Below are 19,488 nucleotides of genomic sequence, written 5' to 3'. Positions count from 1 at the left end.
TGGTCAAAACCTGTTGAACCGGCATTGCCGCTTCACCCATGCAGCGCCCGGCCCAAGGCCTTCATCGCGGCTTCCTGCACCGTCTCGCCCAGCGTCGGATGGGCGTGAATCGTGTCGGCGATATCGGTCAACGTCGCCGCCATCTCCAGCGATTGCGCGAATTGCCCGGCCATTTCCGACACGCCCGCGCCAACCGCCTGAATGCCAAGGATCAGGCCGCTATTCGCATCGCTGACGAACCGCACAAAGCCATCGTCGCGTTCCAGCGTCAGCGAGCGGCCATTCCCGGCAAAGGGAAACTGCGCCACTTTCGCCCCCGGAGCGTCCGCGGGCAACAGGCCCACCGTCACGATCTCAGGGTCGGTGAAGCAAACCGCCGGGATCGCGCGTTTGTCCCAGGACGCCGGTTTGCCCGCCAAAACCTCTGCCACCATCGCGCCCTGCGCCATCGCCCGATGGGCCAGCATCGGATCGCCGGTCACATCGCCGATCGCATAGACACCCTGCATCGAGGTCTGGCAGCGGTCGTTCACCGCGATATACCGTCCGGCCATGTCCAGCATCAGCCCCTCAAGGCCAAACCCCTGCGTAACCGGCTTGCGCCCGACCGTCACCAGCACCTTGTCTGCCGCGATCTGCTGCACGCCATCGGCGGTCTCGACCGCCAGATTGCCATCTGCAAAGCCACCCGCCTTGGCGTTGGTCAGCACCCGGATGCCAAGCGCTTCCAGCCGCTTCGCCACCGGCCGGGTCAGATCGGCGTCATATTGCGGCAGAATGCGCGGGGCGGCCTCGACCACGGTGACATCGGCGCCCAGCTTGGCCATCGCCGTCCCGATCTCCAGCCCGATATAGCCGCCACCGACCACGGCCAGCCGCTGTGGCACCTGCGCCAACGACAAAGCCTCGGTCGAGGACAGGATGTCGCCGCCAAAGGGCAGCGCCGCGATGTCCTGCGGGGCCGAGCCGGTGGCGATCACCAGATTCTTGGTCGCGATACGGATCGGGCCGTCTTCGGTCTCGACCGTGACGGTCTTGCCATCGACGATCTGTGCGTGGCCCTGAACCGCCCGCACCTTGGCCTTTTTCATCAAACCGGCCACGCCGCCGGTCAGGCGGGCGACGATGCCGTCTTTCCATGCCACCGTGCGGCCAAGATCGATGGCGGGTGCCGCCGTGGTAATGCCCAGCACATTATCGCCCGAAAGCTCCGCCGCCTCGTGAAAACGATCCGCCGCGTGGATCAGCGCCTTTGAAGGGATGCAGCCCACGTTCAGACAGGTGCCGCCCGGTGCCTTTGCCTCGACCACAACCGTATTCAGCCCCAATTGCCCGCAGCGAATGGCGCAGACATAGCCACCCGGACCGGCGCCGATGATAAGCACATCGCATGTTTCCTGTCTCATGCTTCCGGCTCCATGAAGATCATCGCGGGGTTTTCAAGCAGGTTTTTCAACACGCTGACAAAGCTGGCCGCGTCCCAGCCGTCGATCACCCGATGGTCAAAACTGGCCGAGATATTCATCATCTTGCGCGGCACGAACTGGCTGCCATCCCACATCGGGCGGACCGCCATCTTGTTCACGCCAAGGATCGCCACCTCGGGGTGGTTGATGATCGGCGTCGTCGCCAATGCGCCCAAAGGTCCAAGCGAGGTGATGGTGATGGTCGAGCCGCTCAGCTCTTCCCGGCTGGCCTTGCCGCTGCGGGCAGCCTCGGCCAGACGGGCGATCTCGGACGCGGTCGCAAAGGGGCCTTTCGCCTCGGCATGACGCAGGACCGGGACCATCAACCCGCCATCGGTCATGGTGGCGATACCCAGATGCACCGGCGCATGGCGGGTGACGATGCCCGCGTCGTCATCGAAGCGCGCGTTCATTTCCGGGTGGTCCAGCAGCGCCCGGCACAAGGCGGCGCTGATAAAGGGCAGCACGGTCAGCTTCGGCCGGTCGCCGCGCTTCGCATTCATCGCGGCGCGCAGATCCTCCAGCGCGGTCACGTCGATTTCCTCGATCACGGTGATATGCGGGATGCGGGTATTGGCCAGCGCCATGCGGTCGGCGATCTTGCGGCGCAGGCCGATGATCTTGATCGCTTCCTCGCCCTGCCGCTCGGCACGGCCACGGGCCGGGGTGGCGGTCTGACCGGGACCAGCCGCGAAAACCTGATCCAGATCGGCATGGGTGATCCGCCCGGCGGGGCCGGTGCCAGCAACGCGGCGCAGATCGATCCCAGCATCGCGCGCCCGCGCCCGAACCGAGGGTGAGGCCAGCGGCACCTGCCCCTCGGGACGAGGTGCCTGCGCCGTCCCGAAAATCGCCGGATCGGCGGCGGGGTTCGGCAGCGGTGCCGGCTTGGCCGGCGCTTCGACAGGCTTGGGGGCGGGCGTATCTTCGGCGGGCGGCGTCTCCGCGGGTTTCGAGGGGGCCGCTTCCTCGGTCGCGTTCCCGTCGCCCGCATGTTCAATGGTCAGCAGGACCGAGCCGACCGCGACCGTCTCACCGATCTCTGCGCCCAGCGAAACGATGGTGCCGTCGAACAAGCTGGGGATTTCCACCGTTGCCTTATCGGTCATCACGGCGGCCAGCACATCGTCTTCGCGCACACTGTCGCCGGGTTTGACATGCCATTCAACCAGTTCGACCTCGGCCACGCCTTCGCCGACATCGGGAACCTTGATGCTGCTGATGCCCATGTCAGTCCTCCATCACCTTTGCCAGCGCCGCGACCACGCGCGACACACTGGGGAAATAGTCCCATTCCTGCGCATGCGGATAAGGCGCATCCCAGCCGGTCACCCGCAGCAGCGGCGCGCGCAGATGCCAGAAACAGGCCTGCTGCACCTCGGCGATCAACTCGGCCCCGAAACCGCTGGTCCGGGTCGCTTCATGCAGCACGACGCAGCGCCCGGTCTTTTCGACCGAGGCCACGATCGTCGCCAAATCCAGCGGCAAAAGCGTGCGCAGATCGATGATCTCGGCATCAATCCCGGCCTGTTCGACCGCGCGTTCAGCCACATAGACCATGGTGCCATAGGCGAGGATCGTCAGATCAGCACCCTCGCGCCGGATCGCCGCGCGGCCCAGCGGCACGATATAGTGATCCTCGGGCACCTCGCCCGCCGGATGGGCCGACCACGGCACCGATTTGCCCGCGTGATCGCCATAGAAGGGGCCGTTATAGATGCGCTTCGGTTCAAGGAAGATCACCGGATCGGGGTCTTCAATGGCGGCGATCAGCAGGCCCTTGGCGTCATAGGGGGTGGACGGGATCACCACTTTCAGCCCGGCCACGTGGGTGAACAGCGCCTCGGGGCTTTGGCTGTGGGTCTGGCCGCCGAAGATGCCGCCACCCGTCGGCATGCGGACCACCATCGGGCAGGTAAACTGCTGGTTCGAGCGGTGGCGCAGCCGGGCGGCCTCTTGGGTGATCTGGTCGTAGGCGGGATAGACGTAATCGGCGAACTGGATCTCGACGCAGGGGCGCATGCCGTGGGCGGCCATGCCGATGGCCAGCCCGACGATGGCGCTTTCGTTGATCGGGGTGTCGAAGACCCGTTCCTCGCCATATTTCGCCTGAAGCCCCGCCGTGCAGCGAAAGACGCCGCCGAAATAACCGACATCCTCGCCGAACACGATGACGCCGGGATCGTCCGACAGCTTCACATCCATGGCGCTGCGCAGCGCCTCGATCATGGTCATGCGTGCCATCTTAATATCCCATCTCCTGACGCTGCCTGCGCAGATGTTCGGGCATGTCGGCATAGACGCCGTTGAAGATCGCGGTCGGCGAGGCGGGCTGCGGATTGACCAGCGTGCCATGCGCCTCGACCTGTTTTTGCACCTGAGTCACCTCGTCCAGCAACTCGGCCCCGGCCTGCACATGGCGTTCCTCGGACCATTCGCCACGGTCGATCAGATGCGCCTTCAGCCGGTCCACCGGATCGCCTAGCGGCCATGCCTGCGCCTCGTCCTTGGGGCGATAGGCGGAGGGGTCGTCCGACGAGGAATGGGCGGCGGCGCGATAAGTGAACCACTCGATCGCGACCGGGCCAAAGCCCTTGCGCGCCCGTTCGATGGCCCAGCGGGACACGGCGGACACGGCAAGGAAATCATTGCCATCGACGCGCAGCGCCGGAACGCCATAGCCAAGCGCACGGGCGGCATAGGTTTCGCTTTTGCCCGCAGCAACGCCAGTATAGGTCGAAATCGCCCACTGATTGTTGACGATATTCAGCACCACCGGCGGCTGATAGACCGAGGCTGACAGCATCGCGCTGTGGAAATCGTTCGAGGCCGTCGCCCCGTCGCCGATCCATGCCGCCGCGATCTTGCCGTCTCCCCGCAGCGCACAGGCCATCGCCCAGCCGACCGCCTGCACATATTGCGTGCCAAGGTTGCCCGAGACCGAGAAATAGCCGTAATCCCGCGCCGAATGCATGATTGGCAATTGCCGCCCTTCAAGCGGGTCAAGATCGTTGGAATAAAGCTGGCCCAGCATCGGCTCTAGCGGGTAATCGGCGGCGACCAGCAGGATTTGCTGGCGATAGGTCGGGAAGTTCATGTCCCCTTGCTGCAATTGCCGCTGGAAGGCGCAGCCGATCGCCTCTTCCCCGGTGCTTTGCATGTAGAACGAGGTCTTGCCCTGCCGCTGCGCGTTCTGCATCCGGCGGTCGATGGCCCGCATCTTCAGCATGTCGCGCAAACCCTTGCGCAGATCGTCGGCGGGCATTTCGCCCAGATATTCGGCCCAGGGACCGACCGGGGTGCCGGTGTCGTCCATCACCCGGATCAGCCCGCGCGCAAAAGGCTGCGCGTCCTGCGGTGCCAGATCCAGCGGCGGGACCGGCAGCAGCCCGGCTTTCGGCACGACGATATTCGAGAAATCGACCGGCTGGTTGGGCCGGGCGGGCGGATGGGGGAAAGTCAGCTTCGCATCGCTCATTTCGCGGGCATCCTTGTTCCGGCGTCCAGACGGATCACCTCACCATTCAGCATCGGGTTTTCGACGATATGACGGACCAGCGCGGCAAATTCCTCGGGGCGGCCAAGGCGCGGCGGGAACTGGGCATGCTGGGCCAGTGCGTCCTGAATATCCTGCGGGAAGGCCTTGACCATGGCGGTGCCAAAGATGCCCGGCGCAATCGCCATCACCCGGATGCCGCTGCGCGCTAGATCGCGGGCCATCGGCAGGGTCATCCCCGCCACGCCCGCCTTGGACGCCGCATAGGCCAGCTGCCCGACCTGCCCATCCCAGGCGGCGATGGAGGCGGTGTTGACGATCACTCCGCGCTCTCCCTCTGCCAGCGGATCGGCAGCGGCCATGCCAGCCGCCGATTGCGTTGCGACGTTGAAGGTGCCGATCAGGTTGATGCCACAAACCTTGGCAAACAGCGCCGGATCATGCGCGCCGTTCTTCGACACGCTGCGATGCGCGGGCGCGATTCCGGCGCAATTGACGCAAATCCGCTCTTGCCCATGTGCCGCACGCAGGCTTTTCAACGCCGCCGCCACCGATGCCGGGTCCGCCACATCGCATTGCGCGAATGCCCCGCCCATCCGCGCCGCTTCGGCCTCACCAGCCTCTGCGTTCATGTCCAACAGACCAACCCTGACGCCCTCTGCCGCCAACGCTTCGGCCACAGCCAGCCCAAGGCCCGAGGCCGCGCCGGTGACAATCGCCGCAATATCCGTTCCCAGCTTCATCGCTGCCCCCCTTCAAAAGTTCGCGCGAAATATGCCCCGCCACACTTCGCCGCATCCCTGTCAGTCAGGATCAACGCCATCTCAGGGCCTTTCGATGGCGATGGACAGCGCCTCACCGCCGCCGATGCAGATCGAGGCGATGCCGCGCTTCAGCCCGCGCTTTTCCAATGCGTTCAGCAACGTCACCACGATCCGCGCGCCTGACGCGCCGATAGGATGGCCAAGCGCACAGGCACCGCCATTGACGTTCACCACATCGTCCGACAGCCCCAGATCGCGGATAAAGGCCATGGCGACGACGGCGAAAGCCTCGTTCACCTCCCACAGATCGACATCGCCGACCTGCCAGCCCAGCTTGTCCAACAGCTTCTGGGTCGCCGCGACCGGCGCGGTGCTGAACCATGCCGGTTCGTGGGCATGGGCGGCACTGCCGACGATCCAAGCGCGCGGCTGCAAGCCCTGCGTCTCGACCGTCTCGCGAGACGCCAAGACCAGCGCCGCCGCCCCGTCCGAGATCGAGGATGAGGAGGCCGCCGTCACCGTCCCATCGGCGCGAAAAGCAGGCTTCAAGGTCGGTATCTTGTCGGGGCGGGCCTGCGCGGGCTGTTCATCCGCAGCCACCACCACATCGCCCTTGCGCGAGATCACAGTCACCGCCGCGATCTCGTCGTCAAAAGCACCCGCTGCCTGCGCCGCAAGCGCGCGTTCCAGCGAACGGATCGCATAGGCGTCCTGTTCATCGCGGGTGAAGGCGTATCTGTCGGCGCAGGCTTCGGCGAAACGGCCCATCAGCGCGCCCTTTTCATAGGCGTCTTCAAGCCCGTCGAAAAACATATGATCGACCATGCGACCATGGCCCAACCGCTGCCCTTGCCGCGACGTCGGGATCAGGTGCGGGGCGTTGGACATGCTTTCCATGCCGCCCGCAATGACCACCGACACCTCGCCCGCGCGAATCCGCGCCGCGCCGTCGATGATCGCTTTCAGCCCCGAGCCGCAAACCTTGCTGATCGTGGTCGCGGGCACCGCAATCGGCAATCCCGCCCCCAGAACCGCCTGCCGCGCCGGGGCTTGACCGACGCCCGCAGGCAGGACCAGCCCGATCAGCGCCTCATCCACGGCATCATCGGCAAGGCCCGCGTCCTGAACCGCAGCACGGATGGCAACCGCCGCAAGCTCGGGCGCCGGGACCGAGGACAGCGCCCCCTGAAACCCGCCAAGAGGTGTGCGCCGCGCCGCCAGAATCGCCACGTCCTGCATGATTGCCTCCCCGCCATCGAATGCGAGCAAGATATAGCGCAGTATACACGCAAACTGTTGCCGATCTATCCGTGGTTTTGGTATCAATCAGCATGAACCAGCCAGAATTTGCGATCCACAGGGTGAAATCATGCGAACAATCGACGAAACGGATCTGCGAATCCTTCGTGCGATGCAGACCGATGGCAACCTGACCGTGACCGAAATCGCCGAGCGGGTGGGCATCTCGCAATCCCCCTGCTCTCGCCGCATCGCCAGCCTGCAGGCTGACGGCATCATCAAGGGCAAGCGGACGATCCTCGACCCGCGCAAGATGGGGTTTCACAGCGTCATCATCGTGCGGATCAAGCTGACCGGGCATCACGCCGACATGCTGGATCAATTCAAGGCCGCCGTTCGCGACATTCCCGAAATTCAGGTGGCGCTGCTGGTGCTGGGCGAATTCGATTTCTACCTGCGGATCATCGTCGAGGATATCGATCACTATCAGCGGCTGATGCAGGGGAAACTGGTTGCCCTGCCCGGCGTGCGCGAGATGCAAAGCTCGGTCATCCTTGAGATCATCAAGGATTCGAGCGCGCTGCCGCTGTGAAGGACGGCAAGATGCCCGCATCGCGACCGATGCGGGCACATTCAAACTACCACTGATACTTCAGCGTCGCGGCAAGGGTCCGTCCCTGACCGTAGAAGCATTGCTGTAACGACTGACAGTAGCCGACATATTCCTTGTCCAGAAGGTTGTTGCCGGTGACCCGCAGCGTCAGCCCCTCATAGCGGGGATTGCGGCTGCCGAAGTCATAGGAAACCGCTGCATCCAGCAGGGTCTGGCCACCAACCTCGACCGTGTTCTGGGCATCGCCGAAGGACTTGCCCATATAGCGCACCCCGCCCGCAAGGTTCAGCCCCTGCAGCGGCCCCGCCTGGAAACCGTAATCAAGCCACAACGCCGCCTGATGATCCGGCACCATGATCAGCTCGTTTCCGGCCAGATATTCTGTGCCGCCATTGGTCTTCGTCACCTTCGAGTCGGTATAGGCGTAAGAGGCGATCAGGCTAAGCTGCGGGGTCAGCTCTGCCTTTCCCTCCAGCTCGAAACCGCGAACACGCGCCTCGCCCGTCTGCAAGAAACCGCCCTGAACCGGATCAGGATTGGGTGCGGTGATGTTCTGCTGGGTGATCTGATAGGTGGACAGCGACAGCATCCGGCTGCCATCGGCGGATTCGTATTTCACCCCCGCCTCGATCTGCTCGCCCTCCATCGGCTTCAGCGGCCCGCCTTGCGGCGTCACCCCATCCACCGGATCGAACGAGGTCGAGTAGGAAAAGAAGGGCGCAAACCCGTTCTCCATCAGATAGACCGCCCCGATCCGCCCGGTCAGCGCGGTGTCGCGATAGGAAAACTGTGCTCCCTGCATCGCCTCGGACGAATCCGCGCGCACCCGGTCGCCGCGCAGGCTGGCGGTGACGATCCAGTCGTTCCAGCGCATCTGATCCTGCACATAGACGCCGACCTGACTGCGCTTCATCCGATAGTCGATCCGGTCGATCAGTTCCGGCGGGGTCACGCCATAGACCGGATCGAAAAGGTCGAACTGCCCCGGATAAAGGTTCGAGGCAAAGCGATAGCTGTCCTTCAGCCGCAGATAATCGAACCCCAGCAACAGGTTATGCGTCACCCCGCCTGTTGTGAATTCACCCTGAATATTGGTGTCGATGGTGACGGTATCCGCCGCCGCCAGCCCTCGGGTCGCGACGCGGGTGGCATAGCGCTGCGTCGGATCAAGGAAGGCGGTCGGGGTGGCCTTGGTGTCCACATCGACGCTGTTCACCTGCAGGTTCTGCCGCAGCCGCCAGCCATTCGCGAATTCGTGCCGGAAATCGTAGCCGATGGAGCTTTGTTCACGCTCATACCCGTCATGGCCCGGCTCGCCGGGATACAGCGTCACTGGCAATTCGCCATTCGGGTTCGGCAGAAGCGTTCCCGCCGCAGGCAGCGCCACATAGTCCGAGATCGTCTCGTCACGCTGATAATGCCCGAATACGGTCAGCGAGGTCGTCTCGTTCGGCTGCCATGTGAAGGCGGGGGCGATGAAGTCGCGCCTTTCATACCCGAAATCGATGCGGCCATCGGCATCGCGGCTAAGCCCGGTCAGGCGATACTGAAATCGCTCATCACCGCCAAGCGGGCCCGAGAAATCGAACATGCCTTGCAGACGCCCGTGATTGCCGGTCTCGACCGCGATCTCGCGGTGCGGGTCCGGCGTCGGGCGCTTGGTCGTCAGGTCGATCAGCCCGCCCGGCAGGTTCTGCCCATACATGACCGAAGACGGCCCCTTCAGCACATCGATCCGCTCAAGCCCGTAAGGCTCGATCTTGAGAAAGGCGGAACTGTAGGCACCATAGGGCAGGCGCGACCCGTTCAGGTTCTGGCGCATGAAGAAGCCGCGCGATTGCAGTACATCGTTGCGGCTGTCGCTGTCGCCAAAGCCCGGCACAACGCCCGGAGCATAACGCGTGGCCTGCGTCACCGATTGCGAACCCTGGGCCTCGATCTGATCGCGGGTGATCACGTTCACGACCTGCGGCACCTCGATCAGGGGCGTCTCGGTCTTGGTCGCGGTATAGGCACCCGAGGCGATATAGCCGTCGGTCGGCCCCAACAGCCCGGTGCCCCGCAGGGTGATCGTCTGCAACAGGGTGCTGTCGCCCTCTGGGCCAACAGTCGCAGTCGCGGCAGAGATCGCCACAGTCGCGGCATTCGGGAAGGAATAGGCAAGGCCCGAACCGGCCAGCAGTCGCGAAATCGCCTCTTCCGGGGACATGCTGCCGCTGACGCCCGCCGTGTTCTTGCCGCTGGCGACCGAGGGGCTGTAGGTGACCTGCAACATCGCCTGCTGCCCGAAGCGCGCAAGCGCCGGTCCAAGCGGACCCGCCGGGATCGAGAAATCGCGCCGCTGTTCCTGCGCCATCGCCTGCTGCGCCGTCACGACCGCAAGCCCCGTGGCCGCCGCCGTCGTCATCAGCGCCGCAGCCAGCGCCCGACCCTTTAAGAACCGCGTTCTGCGGTTACCGTTTTCACGTCCCATGCCGTTGCCTCTCTGAGCAATCCTTCATTGTGCAGAGGGTCCGCGCTGCCTTGACGTTGCTGGGTAAGCAGTCCCTGACCAATAGAACGAACGGGCAGGCCAGATTTTCGGTCGAGAGCGCAAATTTCTTCAGATGCGCGAGATCACCGTCAGATAAGGCGAGATCTGGCGCACGCTGCCGCCATAGGGATGCACCACGGCCTGAAGCGCCATGACCGGGTTCGACAGGTCGAAGACGCCGCTGATCTTCTCATCCGCCAGCGACCGGGCGGCCAGAACCACGCGCCCCTGCTGCCAGCGGGCGATGCGGGCGATGACGGCCGCCACCGGCTCGTTATCGGCCACGATCAGCCCTTCACGCCAGACGCCGACCTGATCCGGCGCGCGGGACGACAGGGCCGGCCTGCCATCGGCATCAAAGGACAGCCTTTCACCAACCGAGACATGGCTGCCCTGCGACGATCCGGCCCGGTCTACATGCACATCGACATCGCCCTGCGCGACGGCAACGCTGACCAGTCGCGCGTCCAGCGCCAGCTCAAACCGGGATTGCCGCGCCGTGACCGTCACCGGGCCAGAGCGGGCGGTGAAGTCGCGGGCGGGGGCGGCGGCCACATCCAAGAAGGCCATTCCCGACAGCAGATCGATCCCACGCTGACCCTCGTCGAAGCGAAGGGCGAGCGCGCTGTCCGGGCCAAGGGTGGCGATGCTGCCATCGGGCAGCGTCAGGCGCTGAATCTCGGCGGTGGTGGTTACGAAATCCGCACGCGCGCGTGTCACCAAGCCCGGCACGGTCATCGCACCGCCAAGCGCCAACCCGCCCAACAGAACCATCCGGCGACCCATATGACGGTCTCGGGGTGGCTGGCGCTGATCGGACAGCACCTGCCCGGTCATGCCATGGATCGCGGCTACCTCGGCCCATGCCGCCTCGTGGGACGGGCTGATTATCCGCCAGCGCTGCGCCTCGTCCGCTGCTGCCGGATCGTCGCGAAGGCGCAGGATCAGGTCCAGTGCCTCATCGAACCGCCGATCCGCTTCCGCCTGATTGCTTGGCATGGCTTCCCTGACCGGAGACGCACCCCGCGATACAGCGTCAGACATCGCGCAGCCGATCACGGATGTGGCGATAGGCGTCGCGGATCAGCGTCCAGGTCTGCGTCGTGGACAGACCGATGCGTTGCCCGATCTCGGCATTCGTCAGCCCCTCCAGCCGATGCAGCTCGAACGCAATCCGGCTGCGCTCAGGCAGATCCGCCAAGGCTTTGACGACGATGCGAAGCCTTTGCCGGTCGTAGATGATCGTCTCGGCCCCCGGCGCAGGATCGGCGATCTGATGCAACGCATCGTCGCCGATCTGGTGCATGCCGACAAAACGCCGCCGCCGCTCGTGATCGATCACCAGATTGCGGGCGATCCGGTAAAGATAGGCGCGCGGACTGTCTGCCTCGTCACGGGGTCGGGCGGTCAACATCCGCAGAAATGCATCCTGCGTGATGTCCGATGCCAGATCGTCGGACATGCCACGGCGGCGAAGCGAGCCGTTCAGCTCGCCCGCATAGCGCCGGAACAGGTTCTGGACGTCCCACGCCAATGGTGAACTCTTCCTCGTGGCAGTGCGGATGCGATGGCACGGATCTGTCATGATTGGCGGACAGAAGGCAAGGCGGTTCCTTAGTGTTTTTGTCAGAGCCGCCCGCAGATGCCCGATTGCAACGCCCGGTCTCAGGCATGCACTCTGCGCCCGATCACTGTGGCGACCGCCATTCCCGCCAGCGCCGCAATCGCGACGATCAGGGCGGCGGCGGACCAGCCATGCGTTTCAATCACCGTGCCGACCGCCACCGGACCAATGATCTGGCCAAGGTTGTTTCCCTGTACGATCAGCCCAAGAACGATCGGAACCAGTCCCGCAGCAGGTGCCGCAACCGGAGCCGAGGCAAGCAGGGTTGCCGGAACCAGCCCGCCCACCGCCGAGAACAGCACGCAAAGCATGAATGTCGGCACATCCGCGAAAACCGGGATGAAGATGCCAAGCCCGGCCACGCCCATCACCAGACTGGCGCCCGCCAGCACCACCCCTCGGCCAATCCCGCGTGACAGCAGCAATCCCGCCGCCAGATTTCCAAGGATATTCGCAGCCGTCGCCAAAGCGCTCAGCAGCCCGGCAACCTGATGAGAAACCTGCATCCGCTCCATCAGCAACATCGGCAGAAAGCTGAACAGGGCGAAGAACATCAGGCTGTAAAGCCCAATGCCTGCCGCCAGAGCCAGCGGCCCGCCCGCCTGCAGCGTCCGCCTGACATCGTCGCCAACCCCCTCCGTCGTGGCGGATGAGCGACCCTCCTCGGACGGAACGATCAGCATGACCGCCAAAGCGACTACCACCGCCAGCAGACAGGACGCCCACCAGATTGAACGCCAGCCATCGAACAGCGGCCCGGCCAGCATCGCAATCGCCAAGCCCGCAGGCATGAAACAGCTCCATAGCGCGAAGGCGAGATTGCGGCGCGGGATGTCGGTGACGCGCTCAAGGATCGAGGGCGCGGCGACCGAGATCAGCAGAAATCCTGCGCCTTCGATGATCCGCGAGATCAGAAGCCAGCCATAGGTTCCCGACGCCGCGCCCATCGCCGCACCTGCCGCCACGATCACAAGGCCCAGCAACAGCATCCGCCGCGCGCCTGACCGCGCCACCATCAGCCCGCAGGGAACCCCGCCCACCAGCCCGATGATGGCGAAAACGCCGGTCAGCCAGCCAATGGCGGCAAGGCTCAGCCCAAGATCGGCTTGCAGCATCGGTGTGGCGATGGCCGCCTTGCCGACCTGCAGCGCCGCGACGATCCCCGAAGCGACCAGCACCGCGACGGCACTCCACCGGGTCGCATCGGGCAGAAAGACCGAGCCCGCCGCGCGCATCACGCAGCCCCTGCCGGTCTGCCCGCGACCAGCGCCGCCGCGATCCCGGCCACATGCCGGCCCTGAAAGCGGGCTCCGTCCAACTCATTCGCGCTTGGCTGACGGTCGCCGCCATTGCCATCGTCGGCAAGCGTCGAGGCACCATAGGGTGACCCGCCGGTGATCTCATCCATACGCAGCTGGCCCTTGAAGCTGTAGGGCAGCCCGACGACGATCATGCCAAGGTGCAGCAGCACGGTATGGGTGGACTGGATCGTGGTTTCTTGTCCGCCATGCTGGCTGCCGGTCGAAGTAAAGACGCTGCCGACCTTGCCGACCAGCCGATCCTCGAACCACAGGCCGCCGGTCTGATCCAGAAAGTTCTTCATCTGCGAGGCCATGTTGCCGAAACGGGTCGGCGTGCCGATGATGATGGCGTCGTAGTCGGCCAGTTCCGACACTTTCGCCACCGCAACCTCGGGGTCCTGCTTATAGCCGGATTGCGCCGCGACCTCGGGCGGGACCAGTTCGGGCACGCGCCGCAGCGCGACAGTTGCCCCTGTCTCGCGCGCACCCTCGGCAATCGCGGCGGCCATTTTCTCGATATGGCCGTAAGAGGAATAGTAAAGCACCAGAACGCGGGTCATTGGCCTGCTCCTTGCGAAATTTTCGATGTGGAATGGATATAGACCTGACGCTTGACCGGCAGGAGTGATAGAATTTGCATCAAACTGATAAGCTGAAGTGATCATGCTGGACGCACTGACCCTGGATCAAATCCGCACTTTCGTCGCCGTCGCCGATCGCGGCAGCTTTCGTGCCGGAGCGGGCAGCCTGTCGCGCGCGCAATCGGGCGTCAGCGTCAGCATCGCCAATCTGGAGGCGCAACTGGGCGTCCTTCTGTTCGACCGCTCGGGTCATCGCCCGGTTCTGACATCCGAGGGAAAGGCGCTTCTTGCCGATGCGCGCGACGTGCTTCTGCGCGTCGATGCGATGCGCGCACGGGCACGCGGCTTCGGCGAAGGGGTCGAGCTCGCACTGCCCATCGTTGTCGATACGCTTTTCCCCCTTGAAACCGTGGGTGCGGCGCTGACCCAAATGCGGGCGTGCTTCCCCTCGGTCGCGATCCGCGTCTCGGTCGAGCCTTTGGGCGGGCCGGTAACGGCACTAAAGGATCGGCGCTGCACCCTTGCGATCATGGTCGGTGAGGACTTCCGCGATCCCCGGATCAGCTTCGACGCGCTGTCGTCGCTGTCGCAAGTCGCGGTCGTTGCCGGCGGGCATCCGCTGGCGGGTCTTTGCAATATCGGCCTGCCCGATCTGGCGGATCATGTGCAGATCGTTCAGTCCGATCCATCTGCGCTGTCTGAGGGACGTGATTTCGGCGTGCTGTCTCCGCAATCCTGCCGGGTGAACAGTCAAAGCGCCAAGCATGCGCTGATCCTGTCCGGTTTGGGATGGGGTCGCCTGCCGTTATGGCTGATCAAGGACGACCTGAGCGCCGGACGGCTGGTCCGCCTGAAGACGACGCTGTTGGGTCAGGACAGCGAGGTTCAGTCACAGTGCTATCTTGCCCGCAGGCTGGATGAGCCGTTCGGCCCGGCAGCAACCAGTTTCGCCGCCGCGCTGATGCGGATATGCCGCCCGGACGGCGGAGGCTACGCCTCATAGCCCCGTTGCCGGTGGTCGCTACGGCTGGCGATCCCGGTCGCGCAACCATTGGCCCGCAGCATCCAGCAATCCGAAGGCGGGCGGATAAAGTCCGGTATAATGCAGGAAACCATGCGGGACTGCCGGGACGCTCTGGTGGGCATTGGGGATGCCTGCCGCGCTTAACCGATCTGCCAGCCATGTGCTGTCGTCGCGAAGGCAATCAAGCGCCGCCGCCCCGATGAAACAGGGCGGCAGTCCGTTTACGTCCAGCTTGGTCAGGTCGCCATAAGCGGGCGCGGAATGCGATGCCAGATACAGATCCCAGTAAACCCGCATACCCTCGGTCGTCAGGCCGAATTCTCCACCGCCGTAAAGCCGGTGACTTTCGGTATCGAACAGCCTGCGATAGCAGCCATAGAACAGAACCAGCGCATCGACCCGCACGCTTCCCGCATCTCGCAGCCGCGCCGCAAGTCCAAGGGCAAGGTTCGCCCCCGCGCTATCCCCCGCCAGAACCAGCGGCGCGCCGGGATTTTCGGCAGCCAGCCTTGCGGCGGTTTCAGCCAGCATATCCAGCGCCTGCGGATAGGGATGCTCGGGCGCGAGGGGATAATCCGCGCCTGCCACGGTCAGCCCAGAAGTCGCCGCAAGATCGGTCATCACCGCTGCATGGGTCACGGTATCGCAAAGCGCCCAGCCGCCGCCATGCAGATAAAGGATATATCCCGGGCGGGCATTGTCGGGGGTGAAGAAGGCCAGATCATCTCTACGCTCGGTCTGCACATGCGCTGCCATGCGCCCCGAAACCGGGCCGAACAATTCCCGTCGGTTCCTGCGGGCCGGTTCGGGCGCAGAGGCATCGAAAGGCAGGGTCAGCGCCGCTCGGGGCGCGGCAATGGCCAGAAATTCGGGGTCAATCGCTTCGTCTGATCTCATATCCGGCAGCCTAGCGCGGAGAGAAGCGAAAGCACAACAATGCCGGTTGCGGGATCAATGGCAAATCGCACGCGCTGTGCCCGACTATCCGGGCAGGCGCCGGGTGATCGGCCATACCAATACCGAAACGTCAATCGGCGGCGGCATGATCCTCGTGCAGGCACAGGCGGTGATTGCCCACCACCTCGATCACCTTGCAATCCGACACCGTTCCATGCGCGCATTGGGTCACCATCCGCTCCAGCTCTTCCTGCAGCGATTGCAGCATCGCGATCCTGCTTTGCACCGAAAGCAACTGCCGCTTGGCGATCACGTCTGCCGCGGCGCAGGGCATGTCGGGATGATCGGACAGGCTCAGCAACTCTCTGATCGCCTCAAGCGGAAAGCCAAGATCGCGGGCGTGCCGGATGAAGGCCAGCCTTTCCAGCGCAGCTCGGTCATAAAGCCGCTGGTTACCGGCAGTACGGATGGGCGGGCTGAGCAGGCCGATCTGCTCGTAATACCGGATCGTCGGAATCTTGACCCCGGCGGAGGCGCTAAGTTTTCCGATGCTGAGCATGAAAAAACCTCTTGAAGCTCTAGTTACTAGAGACATTACATCTGCGATTCGATGAAGGAAAGTCCGTTCAGAAGGCAGGAGATCAGGATGAGCGATAGCGTGATACAGCGGCGCGAATGGACCGTCAGCGGCATGGATTGCGCTGCCTGCACGGCCAAAGTCACCAAGGCGGTCGAGCGGTTGCCGGGCGTCAGCGATGTCAAGGTCGCCCTGATAAGCGAGCGGCTATCGCTGACATTGACCGATGGCGGCACCGAAGCGCAGGAGATCGAGGCGGTTGTGCGCCGGTTGGGATATGGCATCGCGCCGAAGGGCCAGACGGTGCCCGGTGCGCGAAAATTCGTCCTGCCGATCGAAGCGCCGCACGATGATAGGCCGGTCGGTGAACCGGCAGCGGCCATGACGGGCGGTCCCGCGAAGGACAGCGCTGCACCCGCTGATCGCAGCCTGCGGTGGTATCAGACCGGCAAAGGCCGTTTGGTCATCCTCACCGGCACCCTGCTTGTCCTTGCCTGGGCCTTCGAGCTTCTGACCTCCTCCGAAACCGGCCGCTGGGCCTTTGTTCTGGCCTGCGTGATCGGCGTCGCGCCCATCGCAAAGCGTGCTTTCGAGGCGCTGCGCATGGGCCAGCCCTTCACCATCGAAAGCCTGATGACCATCGCCGCCATCGGCGCGCTGTTCATCGGTGCCGCGGAAGAGGCCGCGTTGGTGGTGTTCCTGTTCGCCGTCGGCGAGGTGCTGGAAGGGGTTGCCGCAGGCAAGGCCCGCGACGGGATCCGCGCGCTGGCAAATCTCGTGCCAAAGACCGCCATCGTCGAAATCGATGGTCAGACGCGCGAGGTTCCTGCCAACAGTCTTGCAATCGGTCAGGTCATCCTTGTCCGCCCCGGCGACAGGGTCGCGGCGGATGGCGAGATCGTCGAGGGGCTGGGCGGCATCGATGAAAGCCCGGTCACCGGCGAAAGCGTTCCCGTGACCAAGGGGCCGGGCGAGGCGGTTTTCGCCGGTTCGGTCAACACCGAAGCCGCGCTGCGCATCCGCGTCACCCGTGAGGCATCGGACAACACCATCGCCCGCATCATCCGTCTGGTCGAAGAGGCCGAGGATGCACGCGCGCCCACCGAACGCTTCATCGACCGCTTCAGCCGCTGGTATATGCCGGCAATCGTCGCCGTCGCGGCACTGGTGATCATCGTCCCGCCGCTGGCTTTCGGGGCCGCGTGGGAGACGTGGATTTATCGCGGGCTGGCATTGCTGCTGATCGGTTGCCCTTGTGCGCTGGTGATCTCGGTCCCCGCCGCCATTGCGTCCTCGCTGTCAGCGGGGGCAAAGCGCGGGCTGCTGATGAAGGGCGGCGCGGTGATCGAGGCCGCCGCAAGCGTCACGCAGGTCGCCTTCGACAAAACCGGCACGCTGACCCATGGCAGACCAGTCGTCACAGACCTGATCCCGACATCCGGCATCGGGGAAGCGGAACTTCTGCAAGTCGCGGGTGCGGTCGAAAGCGGCTCAAGCCACCCACTTGCGCGGGCGATCCTTGCGCGGGTCGATAAAGCGGGGATTGCGCCGTTGCCTTCCCAGAATGCGCGCGCCTTGGTCGGCAAAGGTGTCGAGGCCACGGTTGCGGGGGTGCAGGCATGGGTTTCCTCACCGGCACATGCGGCAGAGCACGGTGGCATCGCATCGGATCAGACAAGTGTCGCCGCCCGTCTGGAAAGCGAGGGCAAGACCGTCGTTGCGGTGTTCCGGCAGGATCAACCGCTGGGCCTGATCGCGATGCGCGATGAGCCGCGCGCAGATGCCGCAGAGGCTGTGCGGCAATTGCAGGCGCTGAATGTCGGCTCGATCATGCTGACCGGCGACAATCCCCGGACGGCTGAAGCGATTGCGGGCGATCTGGGCATGAGCTTCAGGGCGGGAATGATGCCCGAGGACAAGCTGGAGGCGATCCGCGAACTGGGCGCTTCGGGGCAGGTGATGATGATCGGTGACGGCATCAATGATGCGCCCGCACTTAAGCAGGCGGGGATCGGGGTCGCCATGGGTTCGGGGACCGATGTGGCTCTGGAGACTGCGGATGCGGCGATCCTGCGCGACAGGGTGACGGATGTTCCGGCGCTGATCCGGCTGGCGCGCGCGACCATGGGCAATATCCGCCAGAACGTCACCATCGCGCTTGGGCTGAAGGCGGTGTTTCTGGTCACCTCGGTCCTTGGCATCACCGGGCTATGGATCGCCATTCTGGCCGATACCGGGGCGACGGTTCTGGTGACGCTGAATGCCCTGCGCCTGATGCGCTTCCGGCCCGATCAAGAGGGCTGACAAGTCAGGTTTCGCGGACCCGTCCAAGGAATCCTGCGCGAGAGGCGGGGCGTCGAAGCGACGCTTTGCCGCTCCGTGCGGTCGGGTCTGGCCTATCACCTATGGCGAAATCACGCGATACCTGCGGCATCGGCAAGGCAGCCTTACGGCGACCACAGAGAAGGGTTCAATCGCATGACAGCAGAACGGGATCATCGCCTGATCGACGGCAAGGCCGTTCAGGCCCGCATTCTGGCCGAACTGCGCGAAGAGGTGATGCAGGCCGCCAAGACCCGACCTGTCGGCAGGCTGGTTTCGATCTCTATCGGCCCGTCGCCCGAGATCGAGGTCTATGTGCGGGGGCAGGCACGCGGCGCGGCTGCAGCGGGGATCCCCTTCGATCAGCAGATATGGCCTGCCGAGATCACGCTGGAGGACTGCAAGCGCCGGATTGTCGAGCTGAACGATTCCCCCGATGTGCTGGGCATCATCCTGCAGCGTCCGGTGCCGTCGCATATCCATGTCCGCTCGCTGCAATCGGCGATCCATCCGCTGAAAGATGTCGAGGGGATGAACCCCGCCTCTATCGGCAACATCGTTTACAACGACGTGGCACTGGCCCCCTGTACCGCCGCAGCTGCGGTCGAGCTGGTGAAAGAGACCGGGCTGGATCTGAAGGGTCTGGAGGTCGTGATGATCGGCCATTCAGAGATCGTCGGCAAACCGGCTGCCTTTCTGCTGATGGCCGAAGGGGCGACGGTGACTGTGTGCCACCATATGACCCGCTCGGTCGCGATGCATTCGCGGCGCGCGGATGTGGTGGTGGTGGCGGTCGGCAAGCCGCATCTGATCGGGCCGGATATGATCAAGCCGGGCGCGGCGGTCATCGATATTGGCATCAACCAGATCACCGATGCGGATGGTTCGGTCAGGATTGTCGGCGATGTCGATACGGAAAAGGTGCTGAACGTCGCGGGCTGGATCACCCCGGTTCCGGGCGGTGTTGGCCCGGTCACGGTCGCCATGCTGATCCGCAACGCCATGACCGCACATAAGCGGCAGATCGCGGCAGGCTGGCTGGGCGGCTAAG

The 19,488-nt window shown here is 64.4% G+C and carries 17 protein-coding genes; 4 read left to right on the top strand and 13 right to left on the bottom strand.

The genetic code is table 11. The annotated features are described in order from the left end of the window. Nucleotides 1-32: 32 nt before the first annotated feature. From lpdA to JJJ17_RS17275, 6 genes are all read right to left on the bottom strand, one after another. Complete coding sequence (lpdA, locus tag JJJ17_RS17300) at nucleotides 33-1,406, bottom strand: dihydrolipoyl dehydrogenase (RefSeq protein ID WP_200688693.1); 1,374 nt, start codon at nucleotides 1,404-1,406, stop codon at nucleotides 33-35. Then, nucleotides 1,403-2,695 (bottom strand): dihydrolipoamide acetyltransferase family protein, encoded by a 1,293-nt coding sequence (locus tag JJJ17_RS17295; RefSeq protein WP_200688691.1) that lies wholly within the window; start codon nucleotides 2,693-2,695, stop codon nucleotides 1,403-1,405. The genes lpdA and JJJ17_RS17295 overlap by 4 nt, the downstream gene beginning before the upstream one ends. A gap of 1 nt (nucleotide 2,696) precedes the next feature. Next, nucleotides 2,697-3,710, bottom strand: coding sequence for an alpha-ketoacid dehydrogenase subunit beta (locus JJJ17_RS17290; protein WP_200688689.1), 1,014 nt, complete (start codon nucleotides 3,708-3,710; stop codon nucleotides 2,697-2,699). Between the two features lies 1 nt (nucleotide 3,711). Further along, nucleotides 3,712-4,944, bottom strand: coding sequence for a thiamine pyrophosphate-dependent dehydrogenase E1 component subunit alpha (locus tag JJJ17_RS17285; RefSeq protein ID WP_200688687.1), 1,233 nt, complete (start codon nucleotides 4,942-4,944; stop codon nucleotides 3,712-3,714). Next, complete coding sequence (locus JJJ17_RS17280; RefSeq protein ID WP_200688685.1) at nucleotides 4,941-5,705, bottom strand: SDR family NAD(P)-dependent oxidoreductase; 765 nt, start codon at nucleotides 5,703-5,705, stop codon at nucleotides 4,941-4,943. The genes JJJ17_RS17285 and JJJ17_RS17280 overlap by 4 nt, the downstream gene beginning before the upstream one ends. A gap of 81 nt (nucleotides 5,706-5,786) precedes the next feature. Next, nucleotides 5,787-6,965 carry a thiolase family protein gene (locus tag JJJ17_RS17275; RefSeq protein WP_200688676.1) on the bottom strand — a complete coding sequence of 393 codons (1,179 nt, stop codon included), beginning with the start codon at nucleotides 6,963-6,965 and terminating at the stop codon, nucleotides 5,787-5,789. Between the two features lie 130 nt (nucleotides 6,966-7,095). On the opposite strand from JJJ17_RS17275, the gene JJJ17_RS17270 reads away from it, so the two are divergent. Beyond that, nucleotides 7,096-7,557 (top strand): Lrp/AsnC family transcriptional regulator, encoded by a 462-nt coding sequence (locus tag JJJ17_RS17270; protein ID WP_200688674.1) that lies wholly within the window; start codon nucleotides 7,096-7,098, stop codon nucleotides 7,555-7,557. Between the two features lie 46 nt (nucleotides 7,558-7,603). Here JJJ17_RS17270 and JJJ17_RS17265 read toward each other — a convergent pair whose 3' ends face one another. The 5 genes from JJJ17_RS17265 to wrbA form a co-directional block, all read right to left on the bottom strand. After that, complete coding sequence (locus tag JJJ17_RS17265) at nucleotides 7,604-10,051, bottom strand: TonB-dependent siderophore receptor (protein WP_200688672.1); 2,448 nt, start codon at nucleotides 10,049-10,051, stop codon at nucleotides 7,604-7,606. Between the two features lie 129 nt (nucleotides 10,052-10,180). After that, nucleotides 10,181-11,110: a FecR family protein gene (locus JJJ17_RS17260; RefSeq protein WP_200688670.1), complete on the bottom strand. Its 930-nt coding sequence runs from the start codon at nucleotides 11,108-11,110 to the stop codon at nucleotides 10,181-10,183. A gap of 37 nt (nucleotides 11,111-11,147) precedes the next feature. Beyond that, nucleotides 11,148-11,645 carry an RNA polymerase sigma factor gene (locus tag JJJ17_RS17255; RefSeq protein WP_200688669.1) on the bottom strand — a complete coding sequence of 166 codons (498 nt, stop codon included), beginning with the start codon at nucleotides 11,643-11,645 and terminating at the stop codon, nucleotides 11,148-11,150. 131 nt (nucleotides 11,646-11,776) lie between these two features. Beyond that, nucleotides 11,777-12,970, bottom strand: a complete 1,194-nt coding sequence (locus tag JJJ17_RS17250) for an MFS transporter (RefSeq protein WP_200688668.1) — start codon at nucleotides 12,968-12,970, stop codon at nucleotides 11,777-11,779. Continuing rightward, complete coding sequence (gene wrbA, locus JJJ17_RS17245; protein ID WP_200688667.1) at nucleotides 12,970-13,596, bottom strand: NAD(P)H:quinone oxidoreductase; 627 nt, start codon at nucleotides 13,594-13,596, stop codon at nucleotides 12,970-12,972. Before wrbA ends, JJJ17_RS17250 begins: the two co-directional genes overlap by 1 nt. Before the next feature lie 103 nt (nucleotides 13,597-13,699). Between wrbA and JJJ17_RS17240 the strand changes: the two genes are divergently transcribed. Continuing rightward, nucleotides 13,700-14,620 (top strand): LysR family transcriptional regulator, encoded by a 921-nt coding sequence (locus tag JJJ17_RS17240; RefSeq protein WP_200688666.1) that lies wholly within the window; start codon nucleotides 13,700-13,702, stop codon nucleotides 14,618-14,620. 18 nt (nucleotides 14,621-14,638) lie between these two features. On the opposite strand, the gene JJJ17_RS17235 is transcribed toward JJJ17_RS17240, so the two are convergent. After that, entirely contained in the window at nucleotides 14,639-15,538 is a 900-nt protein-coding gene (locus tag JJJ17_RS17235) for an alpha/beta hydrolase fold domain-containing protein (protein WP_200688665.1), read from the bottom strand. Nucleotides 15,539-15,668: 130 nt separating this feature from the next. Beyond that, on the bottom strand, nucleotides 15,669-16,097 hold the full coding sequence (locus JJJ17_RS17230; RefSeq protein WP_200688664.1) for a MerR family transcriptional regulator: 429 nt from the start codon (nucleotides 16,095-16,097) through the stop codon (nucleotides 15,669-15,671). Between the two features lie 87 nt (nucleotides 16,098-16,184). On the opposite strand from JJJ17_RS17230, the gene JJJ17_RS17225 reads away from it, so the two are divergent. Further along, entirely contained in the window at nucleotides 16,185-18,419 is a 2,235-nt protein-coding gene (locus JJJ17_RS17225) for a heavy metal translocating P-type ATPase (protein ID WP_200688662.1), read from the top strand. A gap of 174 nt (nucleotides 18,420-18,593) precedes the next feature. Next, the gene (locus JJJ17_RS17220) at nucleotides 18,594-19,487 is read left to right on the top strand and encodes a bifunctional 5,10-methylenetetrahydrofolate dehydrogenase/5,10-methenyltetrahydrofolate cyclohydrolase (protein WP_200688661.1); all 894 of its coding nucleotides are present in this window, start codon (nucleotides 18,594-18,596) and stop codon (nucleotides 19,485-19,487) included. Nucleotide 19,488: the final 1 nt, after the last annotated feature.

Source organism: Paracoccus caeni (assembly GCF_016629665.1).
Lineage (GTDB): Bacteria > Pseudomonadota > Alphaproteobacteria > Rhodobacterales > Rhodobacteraceae > Paracoccus > Paracoccus caeni.
Note: the sequence above shows the minus strand (reverse complement) of the source record. Positions and strands in the feature narration are given on the sequence as shown.

Excerpts from the sequence above, each read along its gene's own strand:
- JJJ17_RS17225 (WP_200688662.1), top strand. The coding sequence starts at position 16,185 with ATGAGCGATAGCGTGATACAGCGGCGCGAATGGACCGTCAGCGGCATG.
- JJJ17_RS17260 (WP_200688670.1), bottom strand. The coding sequence starts at position 11,110 with ATGCCAAGCAATCAGGCGGAAGCGGATCGGCGGTTCGATGAGGCACTG.
- JJJ17_RS17240 (WP_200688666.1), top strand. The coding sequence starts at position 13,700 with ATGCTGGACGCACTGACCCTGGATCAAATCCGCACTTTCGTCGCCGTC.
- JJJ17_RS17235 (WP_200688665.1), bottom strand. The coding sequence starts at position 15,538 with ATGAGATCAGACGAAGCGATTGACCCCGAATTTCTGGCCATTGCCGCG.
- JJJ17_RS17265 (WP_200688672.1), bottom strand. The coding sequence starts at position 10,051 with ATGGGACGTGAAAACGGTAACCGCAGAACGCGGTTCTTAAAGGGTCGG.
- JJJ17_RS17270 (WP_200688674.1), top strand. The coding sequence starts at position 7,096 with ATGCGAACAATCGACGAAACGGATCTGCGAATCCTTCGTGCGATGCAG.
- wrbA (WP_200688667.1), bottom strand. The coding sequence starts at position 13,596 with ATGACCCGCGTTCTGGTGCTTTACTATTCCTCTTACGGCCATATCGAG.
- JJJ17_RS17290 (WP_200688689.1), bottom strand. The coding sequence starts at position 3,710 with ATGGCACGCATGACCATGATCGAGGCGCTGCGCAGCGCCATGGATGTG.
- JJJ17_RS17275 (WP_200688676.1), bottom strand. The coding sequence starts at position 6,965 with ATGCAGGACGTGGCGATTCTGGCGGCGCGGCGCACACCTCTTGGCGGG.
- lpdA (WP_200688693.1), bottom strand. The coding sequence starts at position 1,406 with ATGAGACAGGAAACATGCGATGTGCTTATCATCGGCGCCGGTCCGGGT.
- JJJ17_RS17280 (WP_200688685.1), bottom strand. The coding sequence starts at position 5,705 with ATGAAGCTGGGAACGGATATTGCGGCGATTGTCACCGGCGCGGCCTCG.
- JJJ17_RS17285 (WP_200688687.1), bottom strand. The coding sequence starts at position 4,944 with ATGAGCGATGCGAAGCTGACTTTCCCCCATCCGCCCGCCCGGCCCAAC.
- JJJ17_RS17230 (WP_200688664.1), bottom strand. The coding sequence starts at position 16,097 with ATGCTCAGCATCGGAAAACTTAGCGCCTCCGCCGGGGTCAAGATTCCG.
- JJJ17_RS17220 (WP_200688661.1), top strand. The coding sequence starts at position 18,594 with ATGACAGCAGAACGGGATCATCGCCTGATCGACGGCAAGGCCGTTCAG.
- JJJ17_RS17295 (WP_200688691.1), bottom strand. The coding sequence starts at position 2,695 with ATGGGCATCAGCAGCATCAAGGTTCCCGATGTCGGCGAAGGCGTGGCC.
- JJJ17_RS17250 (WP_200688668.1), bottom strand. The coding sequence starts at position 12,970 with ATGCGCGCGGCGGGCTCGGTCTTTCTGCCCGATGCGACCCGGTGGAGT.